Genomic DNA, 12,048 nt, shown 5'->3' with positions numbered 1-12,048 from the left:
TTCGGAACTCTTCTCGGCAAAGCGAGTTTTTGGTTGAATTATAATAGTTTTGTCACTGTCAAAATACATCATATTTAATGCTTACCACAGAAAATTAGAAATACACAACAAGAATAATTAAGATTACAACAAAGGTAGTATAATTCTTACATAATTAATTAGGTTTGTGCTTTGAAATCGAAATAAACTTCCAGCATGAGCATAAAAACCAACCTTACCTTTGCAATCCTAATCTTTGGCCTATTTGTCACTCGAACGCACCCTCTCCTTGTAGCTGCTGATAAGAAATCTTTCGGAACGACACATACGATCACCGCGGAATCCGTAAAAGAAAATAAAAAATCATCTCTTGTGTCTAACAATGTTAGACTATTTGCCAGCGGTATGAGCAACGAAAATGCGAGAACATCCCATCTGGTTTTTATAGATAAGTCTCTTGATGATTATGAAGTATTAGCGCGGAGTATTTCATTACCTAACTCCAAAATTATTCTTTTGGACCCAAAAAACTTCGAGGGAATAGTTAAAATGACCGAAGAAATTGAAAAGCACCAAAGGCTTCAGTCCATTCATATAGTTGGTCATGCCAAGCAGGCGGAACTTATTATAGGTTCAGATAATTTTTTGGGGGATGATCTAAACATGATCAGAAAAGAATTGAACTCATGGAAAAGCCATGTTTCAGATGATGCCGATTTATTCTTGTATGGATGTTCTCTAGCGGAAACAGCGCAGGGTAAAAGTACCGTTAATTTAATTGCCTCTCTAACTGGTATGGATGCGACGGCTTCAACCAATCTAACAGGGCACGCTTCTTTAAACGCCGATTGGGATTTGGAGTATAGTACAGGTCCAATAGAATCATCCATTGCTTTTTCTGAAGAAGTGGAGAACTACGCATATACTTTACAGTCTTTGACCTTTGCCGATTTAAGGAACTTTGAAGAGGTAGATGAAGGTACCGCTGGCGATGGTAATTGGACATACCCCGATGGCACCGGGCGAACTGCATTTCAATCTAATAATACAAGTCAACCCGTTTATTTGTTAAGCGCCGAATCTGGGTATTTAAATGAAGTCTTCAAGGGAACGATAACTGTTAATTCTGGTGAAACAGACAATGATGATATTGGTTTTGCCTTTGGTTTTAATGGTGTAAACGATACCTATATTTGGTCTTGGGACAATGCCGGGGTCAATATGGGAGTAAGAAGCGGTGGTGCCCATCTATTGTACTATAAAAACCAGTCATCGAGTTTTACTTCTGTACCGGGTGCATTAATAGCCCAAGGACCAAATAATGATCCTTGGTCCCCAGGTGTAACCTATCAGGTCGAGATTCTTTATACCGCAGATAATATACGTGTAAAAGTAAACGGGGTTGAAAAATTCAACGTATCTGCGGCTGACGCCGGGGTCGCACAGTTCCCCCCGGGAAGGTTTGGCTTTTACAACTACTCCCAGGGTAACGTTACTTTTGGCAATATCCAGAATGCACCCGCTTCGGATGAACCAATACCACCATCCGCACAAGACGATTCTTATGGCACATCACCAAATACGACCCTGAACGTAGACTTTATAAGTGGTATCCTTAGAAACGACTATGATGCAAACCTCGATGATTTTACCATAGTCCAAGTTTCCGATGTTAGCAATGGTAGTTTAACATTAGATACCAATGATGGTAGTTTCACCTATATGCCAACAACTGATTATGAAGGTGTAGATTCCTTCACCTACAAATTGGTGCAAGATGATAATGGTGCGGAGTCTGCTGTAAGAACGGTTACCATTGGTGTTATTAATAGTAACCAAGCCCCAACGGATATACAAATATCCAACGTTTCCATCAGTGAGGGAGCTACCGAGAACACTAATATTGGCACCCTTACCACCACTGATGCAAACAATCCGGACGATCAACATGATTACTCCTTAGCTGATAACGGAGGTGGAAGGTTCACGGTGAATGGTAATAATTTGGTCGTGGCGAATTCTTCGCTTTTAACCCCCGGTGATTACAATATTACGGTACGTTCTACCGATCTTTTTGGGGCATCCACAACCAAAGTATTTACGATTACAGTCGTTAATAATGACAAACCTACAAGTGCAGATGGTCAGATTCAAATGGACAGCGGTTCCAACTATGTCTTCAGTAGTAGTGACTTTTCCTTTAGCGATACCGATGGTGATACCTTTGGTGGAATTAGCATTGTAACGGCGGAAACGGCCGGTGATTTGGAATACGAGGGATCAGACGTATTTGATGGAACTTTGATCAGCGATGTATCCCTTTTAAATTTTATATCCCCATCCGGTTCACTTGGTGACCCCTATGCTAGTTTTACTTTCAGGGTAGTTGATTCCCGAGGTGGTATCAGCACCTCTTCTTACAACATGAATATTGAAGTACAGGACAATGTGAACCCTACCGCCGTTGCACAAAATGTAGTTGTTATGTTGGATGCTTCAGGAAGTGGTTCTACTACGGCGGCATCTGTAGACAATGGTTCAAATGATGCTTTTGGTATAGCATCTCTACAGTTGGACAAAACGGATTTCAGTTGTTCCGATGTTGCAACGAATCCGAACATGGTTACCTTGACGGTGACAGATAATAATGGTAATACATCAACTGTAAATGCAGAAGTTACGGTACAGGATCAGATAGATCCGGTGGCCATAAGCCAAGATCTTACGGTACAATTGGATGCCAGTGGAAATGCTATGATTGCACCTGCTGATATAGATAATGGTTCAACGGATAACTGTTCCGTGGCAACATTTGCCCTTGACCGTACAGATTTTACCTGTTCGGATATTGGTGAGAATACCGTGACCTTAACGGTTACCGACATAGCCGGAAATAGCAATGCAACCACAGCTGTTGTGACAGTAGAAGATGCCAGTCCTCCCACACTAATTACACAAGATATTACCTTAAACTTAGATGAAAATGGTTTACTTACCATAGCTCCTGAGAACATTATCAGTAGTTCCGATGATAATTGCGAAGTGACCAATACCGCACTAGACCGTACGAATTTTGACTGTGCAGATATAGGTCAGTATACTATAACGATTACCTTGACCGATGCTAACGGTCTCATGACGACAGATACGGCGTTGCTCACAGTTGCCGGAGATGATAATGATGGTGATTTAATGGCTGACCAATGTGATACGGATGATGACAACGACGGAACGCCAGATACGGACGACGACTTCCCTTTTGACGAAAACGAAGATACCGACACCGACGGCGATGGAACAGGGGACAACGAAGATACCGATGATGATGATGATGGTACAACGGATGCGGACGATGACTTCCCATTGGATGAAGACGAGGATACAGATACCGATGGCGATGGCACTGGTGATAATGCGGATACCGATGACGATAACGATGGTACTCCTGATACGGACGACGACTTCCCGCTAGACGAGGATGAGGATACCGATACGGATGGTGACGGTACGGGGGACAATGAAGATACCGATGACGATAATGATGGTACACCGGATGCGGACGATGACTTCCCTTTTGACGAAAACGAAGATACCGATACTGATGGAGATGGCACCGGAGATAGTGCGGATACCGATGACGATAACGATGGTACTCCCGATACGGATGATGACTTCCCGCTAGACGAGGACGAGGATACCGATACCGATGGAGATGGCACTGGCGATAATGAAGATACCGATGACGACAACGACGGCACACCGGATGCGGACGACGACTTCCCCTTGGATGACGAAGAGGATACCGATACGGATGGCGATGGCACCGGAGATAATACCGATACCGACGACGATAATGACGGCACACCGGATTCGGACGATGACTTTCCGTTGGATGAAGATGAGGATACCGATTTCGATGGAGACGGTACAGGGGACAATGCCGATACCGATGATGACAATGATGGTATTCCAGATTCCGAGGACAGCGAGCCGAACAATGCTACCGATACCGATAATGATGGTATTCCCGACTCGGAGGACGACGATGACGATAATGACGGTGTTCCGGACAATGACGACGCTTTTCCTTTGGATGAGAATGAGAATACCGACACGGACGGTGATGGCACCGGAGATAATACCGATACCGACGACGATAATGACGGAACACCGGATTCGGAGGATGACTTTCCGTTGGATGAAGATGAGGATACCGATTTCGATGGAGACGGTACAGGGGACAATGCCGATACCGATGATGACAACGATGGTATCCCAGATTCAGAGGACAGCGAGCCGAAAGATTCGACCGACACCGACAATGATGGTATTCCAGACTCGGAAGATGAAGATGATGACAATGACGGTACACCTGATGCGGACGATGACTTCCCATTGGATGAAGACGAGAATACCGACACGGACGGTGATGGCACCGGTGATAACTCTGATGAAGATGATGATAATGATGGTACGACCGACGATGAAGACGATTTCCCATTGGATGAAAATGAGGATACCGACTCGGACAGTGATGGAACGGGGGATAATGCCGATGACGACGATGATAACGATGGGGTGACGGATATACAAGACGACTTCCCGACCAACAACGAACCTGTCCTAAGACCTGCCGAGGCCTTTACACCAAATGGTGACGGGGTTAACGACAGTTGGATGATACCCGGTATCGATAACTATTCTAATACAAGGGTCACGGTGTACAACCGGTACGGCCATGAGGTCTTTTCGGCTCTCAACTATCGCAACGACTGGCGAGGTAACTACAGTTCCAATTCAGATTTGTTACCCCCGGGATCTTATCTGTACGTAATCGACCTGGGCAACGGTAGCGCACCGATTCAGGGATGGATATTTATCAACTATTAATACTAAAAATACGTAAATGACTACCAATTATATATACCGATTTATTATCGTTTTTTCACTAATTGCCGTTGGCCGGATATCAGCGCAACAAGATCCTAATTACACCTTTTATCGATTCAACATGAACCTGATCAACCCCGCCTTTGCAGGTGCGGACGAAACCACTAATTTCGGTATGAACCTGCGAAGTCAGTGGTCAGGTGTACAAGGAGCTCCCGAAACACAGAGTTTTGTCTTTGGAACTCCATTGGGGAAAAATGTGGGCATCGGCCTTTCTATCATCAACGACAAAACCTTTATAGAAAACCAAACGGCGATAGCATTGGATATATCCTATAAATTAAAATTGAGCGAGAGCCACAATCTCTATTTTGGGTTAAAGGGAGGCTTTACTTCCTACGATGCCAATACCGATGGTCTGTTGACCTATGGCATCCTGCAGGATGCCTCTTTGATGAACATCGACGGGCGGTTCAACCCGAACGTCGGGGCAGGCGTTCTTCTCAGGCATGAATCCTACTACATTTCATTATCGGTACCAAAGATATTGACCCCGGATCGCCTTGAGCAGAACGACGGCCTTGCGAGACTGGGAATGGATAAGCCACACATGTACCTAGTCGGTGGCTATGATTTCAATCTGGGCAGTAACATGCTTCTTAAACCTTCGACATCCATTCGCTATGTCGAAGCGGCCCCTCTTTCAGTGGACATAACAGGCATCTTAGAGTTCAATCGAAAATTCGGACTAGGAGCCGCATATCGTCTCAACGAGAGTATAAGCGGCCTGTTTATGTTCAAGACCGGCTGGATCGATATCGGCTATGCCTATGAAATAGCCCTGGAAAACAATATAAGTAATATAGATAACGGTACTCATGAAATACTGATGACCCTGAAACTTTAATTTTACCCATACTAAAAGTTACTAAGTGTTTTCAAGTGGGAGGGGATAAATTATCACGGTTGGCTATTGCGAAAAATATAGACTTTAAACAGTCTCATAAATCGGCCGATTTTTAGGACAAGCATTTAAATTCACAATTCTTATTCACAGATTGTCCTTTTGTTGGTCTTTTTAAGTATTCTCGTTAATGAACCTTTTATGGGACTTAAATTCCTTAATCTAAAATTGAAGATTGAAACACCTAATTTGAGAAATTTTACAAAAAAACCTTCTTTAAAGGTTGGAGCAGTACCAAAATAAACCAATTTGCATCAAATGCTACCAACTATAATATAAATTCAATTTTGCGTGCAAATTGCGTGCAAATGAAAAAAGCTTCAAAAGTCAAAAACTCTTGAAGCCCTGTGTTTATTGGTGGAGAATACCGGATTCGAACCGGTGACCTCTTGCCTGCCAGGCAAGCGCTCTAGCCAACTGAGCTAATCCCCCTGTTTTCGAGAAGATCAAAGGAAATACATTTTAGCAACGTATCAAAGTCCTTCTTAATCTTTCTTTACACTAAGAACCAACACTGGTATTGGCGCATAAAATTCAGATTTTGAAATCGTACTTTTTTCCCATAATTTTTTGAAAAATCCACGTTTTCTTCTAAAAACACATAACAAATCTGGGTGTTGTGCTTGAAAATGCTCTAATACACCATGGTAAGTAGTTGAATTCTCGGTAAATGTCAATTGAGAACTAATATCCATCAAAGCAGTATTAATCTTCAAATCATCATCAGAATAACCTGGTGTCTTTACCATCAGTAAGTTCACACTCGATTTATGTTTATTCTTTATTTCAATCAATGGATTTAGTATTCTCTTTCTTTTTAGAATTCCTGATTTAAAAGCAACTAAAATAGTTTTGAACGTTTTATGAGCTGTTCCTTTTGGTACTATTAAGGTTGGTATATTGGTTTTCTTAATAATGGCTCCAGAAGTTTGCCCTAAATAATTTTCTTCTTTAATATCATTACTTCTAGGTGCCAAAATAATTAAATCAATTCCAATACCTTTATCTATTTCTTTAAGTCCGTCTTGTAATTCGCCATTAAAACTGGCGATTTTGATAGAAACGTCTTTAGTTTGAACTTTGGCTATTACTTCCTTCAATCGTTCCTTACCACTTTCAGCAATTTTTTGGGTAACATTGGTTAGCGTACCCGCTTTACCGGTAGCGTTAAAAACCTCCATTACATATACTTGAGCGCCAAAATCTGCTGCAAAATCTACTGCATATTGTAAAGTCTCATTGGCGTTAGAAGAGGTTCCGATAGGAACAAGAATATTCATCATGATAAAAATTGTTGATTATTACTCTAAATTTACGATTTATATAAATCGCTTTTATGATTGAACCGGCAAAGATATCGCAATTAAATGAAATTCTTCGCATGACAGCTGCTTGTAGAGTGTCGATGGAAGCTAATGGAATTTATCAGTGGACAGAAGCATATCCATCTAAAGAAGTTTTTGAAAATGATATAGTTAGAAACGAATTATTTGTTCTTTTAAATGATGAAAAAATAGTTGGCTGTATTGTTATTTCTTTATCTATGGATGAAGAATATCGTTCCATTAAATGGCTTACAGATAATGGTCGAAATTATTATATACACAGACTAGCGGTACATCCGGAGTTTCAAGGAAAAGGCTTCGCACAACGTTTGATGGATTTCGGGGAAAACTTTGCTAGAGATAACAATTCCCTCTCCGTGAGGTTAGATACCTTTAGCCAAAACAAAAGAAATCAAAAATTTTACGAGCTACGTGGCTATACCAAATTAGAAGATATCTTTTTTCCTAAACAAAGCCAACACCCATTTCATTGCTACGAACTTGTACTATAGAAACCATATTTTTTGAAAACTTCCGTTAATTTTAAATCTATAAATGCCTTGGCTATACCTGCTACTATTGCTGGTATCGCTGAACCTTTATTGTCCATAACCGATACCGCTATTGTTGGTAATATTCCGGTAGACGGACTAGAGTCTCTCGCAGCGGCAGGTATTGTTGGCTCTTTTCTATCTATGCTTATTTGGATTCTCGGTCAAACCAGAAGTGCTATATCTGCTATTATTTCGCAGTATTTAGGCGCCGGTAAATTAGATGAGGTAAAAACTTTACCCGCTCAAGCAATATACCTAAATATAGCGTTAAGCATTCTCATTTTACTTTCTACCATTTTTGTCATCAAAGAGATTTTCGAACTACTAAATGCATCAGGCAAAATATTGGAATATTGTATCAGCTATTACTCCATAAGGGTATGGGGCTTTCCTTTAACCCTCTTTGTTTTCGCTGTTATGGGTATATTTAGAGGTTTACAAAATACCTATTGGCCCATGGTAATTGCTATTACCGGAGCTTTACTTAATGTAATTTTCGATTTCGCATTCGTATATGGCATTGAAGGTATACTTGAACCCATGTATTTAGAAGGCGCAGCTTGGGCAAGTTTGCTTGCACAAGCAATTATGGCACTAATGGCCTTCTACCTGCTCTTGACCAAAACAGATATTAGCTTGAAACTCAAATTTCCTTTACATCCAGAATTGGAGAGATTAGTTATTATGAGCCTTAATCTTTTTGTTAGGGCAATTGCATTGAACACTGCCTTAATATTAGCAGTAAGGGAAGCGGCTGCATTAGGTGACAAATATATTGGCGCGCATACCATTGCCATAAATCTTTGGCTATTCTCCGCATTTTTCATTGATGGTTATGGTGCAGCTGGCAATATTATGGGTGGTAGATTATTGGGTGAAAAAAATTATGCCGGACTATGGTTATTGGCCAAAAAGATTACAACTTATGGCCTATATGTAAGTATTTTTATCATGGTAATGGCCACCGTTTTCTACAAACCTTTGGGTAGTCTATTTTCTAACGAAAGTGTAGTGCTCTCGGCATTTTACAGCATCTTTTACATTATTATTCTTGGATTACCAACGAATAGTGTCGCTTTTGTTTTAGACGGAGTGTTTAAGGGCCTTGGTGAAATGAAGTATTTACGTAATACTTTGTTAGTCGCTACTTTTCTAGGTTTCGTCCCCATGCTTTTTTTAGGAAAGTATTTAAACTGGGGACTAACTGGTATTTGGCTATCTTTTACGGTATGGATGCTTATAAGAGGCGGTGCTTTGGTGTGGAAGTTTAGAAGAAAATTTAAACCTTTATTGCAAAATCAGTAATTTTGAATCAAATAAAATGCTATGGTTACTTCAAGAAAAAATGGAAGTTTATACACACGGATAGATGGTAAGGTCGCCCATGTAGAATTTGGCCACCCAGCAAGCAATTCTTTTGTAGCAGATTTATTACTACGACTTACAGATACAATAAATGAGCTATCTGAAAATGAAGGTGTATCTGTTATCCTTTTAAAATCTGAAGGTGAAAAAGCATTCTGTGCAGGAGCTTCTTTTGATGAGTTGTTAGCCGTTTCGAACTTAGAAGAGGGCAAAGCTTTTTTTAGCGGTTTTGCACATGTCATAAACGCTATGCGTAAATGCAAGAAAATAATTGTTGGTCGTGTGCATGGTAAAACTGTTGGCGGTGGCGTTGGTCTTGCTGCAGCTTGTGACTATGTATATTCTAATGTTGAAGCATCTATTAAACTTTCTGAACTTAGCATCGGTATTGCTCCATTGGTCATAGCACCAGCTGTAGAACGCAAAATAGGAATTGCTGCATTGGCAGAATTATCGCTCGCCCCTACCGAATGGAAAAGTGCATATTGGGCACAAGAAAAAGGCTTGTTTTCAAAAGTATACGAATCGGCTCAAGAAATGGATAAGGAATTAGACTTCTTTATTCATAAACTGGCAAGTTATAATTCTGATGCATTAACCGAATGGAAGAAAGTTTTGTGGGAAGGTACCGACCATTGGGATACATTATTGACAGACCGCGCGGCCATTACGGGAAAATTAGCCCTTTCTGACTTTACTCGCAATGCCTTGTCAAAATTCAAAAAATAAACAATAACTGAAACAGCTGTTCGTTTTGTTTCTAAATAATTATTATGGAATTCTTTCAATTTTTAAACGGTAACCTTGTTTTTCCAGTTCTTGCGCTATCTGTATTAGTCATCTATTTTGTAAATAAAGTACGTGCAAAAAGAAAGTATAAAAGGTAAATCGTACGCAACTTTTATCGCATTGTGTATCTTCAATAAAAGATGTGATAATGTTTCGAATTCTTACATTGGTATATGTGGCATTTATTATTGTATCCTGTTCCAATGACAATGAAAAAAGCAAAGAGGATTGTGGTGAAAATACCGCCTGCACTCAAAATTATAAAACTATAGGTGTAACTATCAAAGACAGTTTTGGTGTTAAAATTGTTCTTGATAGTTATACGGTAATCGATATGGCAACTAAGGAAGATTTGACCATATCTTACAGTAATGAAGAATTTGAAAATTACCGCGATACTGGTTACTATCCCATTTTTAGCGATGCCTTTCGGGTTCAATATCAGAATTCAAAAGCAACCATTTCTTTTAAAGGATACATTTCAGATAATGAAGTAGTAACTGAGGATTTCATTGTTGGTGCAGACTGCTGTCACGTACGCCGTATCTCTGGAAATACCGAGATTGTTTTGGATTGATTTCTACCTAAAAATCCGTTTAAAGTTTCCCTACCTTTGCCGTATAATTAAATGCTATGGGCAACATTCGTATTACCAAACAGTTCAATTTCGAAACAGGTCATGCACTTTATGGCTATGATGGAAAATGTAGAAATGTACATGGCCATAGCTATAAACTATCGGTAACAGTTATTGGACGACCTATTACAGATACTTCTCATGTAAAATTAGGAATGGTCATTGATTTCGGCGATTTAAAAAAAATCGTGAAGGAAGATATAGTGGATAAATTCGACCATGCCACTGTCTTTAATAAAAATACACCCCATGTAGAATTGGCCAAAGAATTGATTGACCGCGGCCATAATGTAATTTTGGCCGATTATCAACCTACAAGTGAAAATATGGTTATAGATTTTGCTGCAAAAATAAAGTCAAGACTTCCAAAAAACATTTCATTGTTTTCTCTTAAACTTCAAGAAACAGATAGCTCATTTGCAGAATGGTATGCCAGTGATAATTAAGTTCGTCTAAATTTAACGGCAAACATCGTTTTCATCTACAAATATTATGTTATTTTATAGGTAATACCCTAATACACAATAACATGATTAAGCATCATATTTATTGGTGGAATCTTGAAAATTTATTTGATGTTGAGAATTCACCCAGAAGAAGCGAGTTTTTAAACAACCATTTAGGTGCTGAACTCAATGGTTGGAATGCAACTGTTCTGAATCAAAAAATAGCCAACCTTACTACAGTAATTTCTAAATTCAATGATAGTGCAGGTCCAGATATTTTAGGAGTCTGTGAAGTAGAAAATGAATTTGTAATCGAACTTTTAATCGATGCCATGAATTTGGCTCTAAATAAGGATTACGGTTTTGTAATTTCAGAAGGGGAAGACAAAAGAGGCATTGATACGGCTTTAATTTATGACAAAGCCAAATATGGCCCTGAGCAAAATACTTTTAGCCTTAGGATTATAAAACGAAATACCACAAGAGATTTATTTCAAGTACATATAAATACCGCAACTGGTAATAAGCTTATCTGTATACTTAATCACTGGCCTTCTCGTTCAGGTGGCGAACTTACAAGTGAACCTTTCAGAATAATGGTTGCCGAAAATCTATCGTACTGGATTGAAAGAATCTACGAAGAGCAGGGTAAAGATGCCGCTATCTTATTAATGGGTGATTTTAATGATAATCCATATAACAAATCGATTACCGAATACCTTTTAGCCATAAATAATAAAGCTCTGGTGAAAAGTAATCGAGTACGATTAAAATATTTTTATAATGTCATGCATCGATTTTTAGATGCGCAAATTGGTACGTTCGTGTTCGGAAACGAGTATAACATGCTTGACCAGTTTATGATTTCAAAAAGCATTTTATCCGAAAAAACATCATTACCCTTTAAGTTAAGTTCTGCCGCTATTATTGATTATCCTGAGCTTACATCAGGTTCTTATCAAAAACCAGTAAAGTTTGGCAGACCTAATTCTTCTACTTTTAATCAGAACGGGTATAGCGACCATCTACCCATAAAAATAGTACTTATAGAAAAAGATTTAACGGCTTAAATTTATATTCAAACAGAAGTGATATCGTA

At 39.5% G+C, this 12,048-nt stretch carries 9 protein-coding genes and 1 tRNA gene; 8 read left to right on the top strand and 2 right to left on the bottom strand.

Annotation, left to right across the window (positions count from 1 at the left end):
- Positions 1-195: 195 nt before the first annotated feature.
- Positions 196-4,869, top strand: a complete 4,674-nt coding sequence (locus tag AAC084_RS01465; RefSeq protein WP_339835921.1) for a DUF4347 domain-containing protein — start codon at positions 196-198, stop codon at positions 4,867-4,869.
- Between the two features lie 16 nt (positions 4,870-4,885).
- Positions 4,886-5,776, top strand: coding sequence for a type IX secretion system membrane protein PorP/SprF (locus tag AAC084_RS01460; protein ID WP_339835918.1), 891 nt, complete (start codon positions 4,886-4,888; stop codon positions 5,774-5,776).
- Between the two features lie 412 nt (positions 5,777-6,188).
- Here AAC084_RS01460 and AAC084_RS01455 read toward each other — a convergent pair.
- Positions 6,189-6,265, bottom strand: a tRNA-Ala gene (locus tag AAC084_RS01455).
- Positions 6,266-6,318: 53 nt separating this feature from the next.
- The gene (locus tag AAC084_RS01450) at positions 6,319-7,116 is read right to left on the bottom strand and encodes a universal stress protein (RefSeq protein WP_339835915.1); all 798 of its coding nucleotides are present in this window, start codon (positions 7,114-7,116) and stop codon (positions 6,319-6,321) included.
- 53 nt (positions 7,117-7,169) lie between these two features.
- On the opposite strand from AAC084_RS01450, the gene AAC084_RS01445 reads away from it, so the two are divergent.
- The 6 genes from AAC084_RS01445 (at position 7,170) to AAC084_RS01420 (ending at position 12,019) form a co-directional block, all read left to right on the top strand.
- On the top strand, positions 7,170-7,670 hold the full coding sequence (locus tag AAC084_RS01445) for a GNAT family N-acetyltransferase (protein ID WP_339835912.1): 501 nt from the start codon (positions 7,170-7,172) through the stop codon (positions 7,668-7,670).
- A gap of 12 nt (positions 7,671-7,682) precedes the next feature.
- Positions 7,683-9,017: an MATE family efflux transporter gene (locus tag AAC084_RS01440; protein ID WP_339835909.1), complete on the top strand. Its 1,335-nt coding sequence runs from the start codon at positions 7,683-7,685 to the stop codon at positions 9,015-9,017.
- 21 nt (positions 9,018-9,038) lie between these two features.
- A complete protein-coding gene (locus tag AAC084_RS01435) occupies positions 9,039-9,806 on the top strand; it encodes an enoyl-CoA hydratase/isomerase family protein (protein WP_339835907.1) in 768 nt (255 codons plus the stop codon).
- A gap of 208 nt (positions 9,807-10,014) precedes the next feature.
- Positions 10,015-10,443: a hypothetical protein gene (locus AAC084_RS01430; RefSeq protein ID WP_339835904.1), complete on the top strand. Its 429-nt coding sequence runs from the start codon at positions 10,015-10,017 to the stop codon at positions 10,441-10,443.
- Between the two features lie 56 nt (positions 10,444-10,499).
- Complete coding sequence (locus AAC084_RS01425) at positions 10,500-10,949, top strand: 6-carboxytetrahydropterin synthase (protein ID WP_339835901.1); 450 nt, start codon at positions 10,500-10,502, stop codon at positions 10,947-10,949.
- Positions 10,950-11,032: 83 nt separating this feature from the next.
- Positions 11,033-12,019 (top strand): hypothetical protein, encoded by a 987-nt coding sequence (locus AAC084_RS01420; protein WP_339835898.1) that lies wholly within the window; start codon positions 11,033-11,035, stop codon positions 12,017-12,019.
- The last annotated feature ends 29 nt before the right edge of the window (positions 12,020-12,048 follow it).

Source organism: uncultured Maribacter sp., from assembly GCF_963977385.1.
Lineage (GTDB): Bacteria > Bacteroidota > Bacteroidia > Flavobacteriales > Flavobacteriaceae > Maribacter.
Note: the sequence above shows the minus strand (reverse complement) of the source record. Positions and strands in the feature narration are given on the sequence as shown.